Here is a 540-nt window from a genome sequence, read left to right as displayed (position 1 = left end):
CCGCACTCGCTAATGCTATACCTGCAATACTTCCTTTATGATCCCATAACCATCCTCTTAAATCTTTTCCATTCGCTTCGCTGAACGATTTGTGTTGACTACTATCGCCATTATTATCGCCAGATGTGTATAAGAGACAGCGCCTGCTCCTACTCCATCGCTTACTCCTGCTTTACCAGAGACTACGTCTCAAGACAAACTCAAAAAATTGGTGTTGTTATGCCCGCCATTAACACAATTAATGTTTATTTACGGCTTAGGCATGGTTGAAGGTGCAATCCAAGCATCATTGCCATCTCTCTTTTCTTTTATCATTTGGATAAGTAAACATTTTGCTATTTAGCAGGCTGAAAGATACGACGTCTTTTATGCTGTATTTAACAGGCATTGAAGTCAATTTGGTATTATCAACATCTATTTCTTTTACATGACTTATCTCTTTTGAAATCTCTGTAAGCTCCGAAGGATTTTCAAAATAAGGCTTGCCGTTGAACTTTGTTTCTTTTATTAAAGACGTCTTTAATGTTGTCTTTAGCTTTT

The 540-nt window shown here is 37.4% G+C and carries 1 protein-coding gene; it reads right to left on the bottom strand.

Going from position 1 to position 540, the window contains the following annotated elements; all coding sequences use genetic code 11:
- Positions 1–286: 286 nt before the first annotated feature.
- The coding region (locus ACYVRA_RS08440) for a hypothetical protein (protein WP_461252281.1) at positions 287–540 on the bottom strand (254 nt) is incomplete at its 5' end.

The sequence above is a fragment of the Treponema sp. R8-4-B8 genome (assembly GCF_054786175.1).
This window is presented reverse-complemented; position numbering and strand designations above follow the sequence as displayed.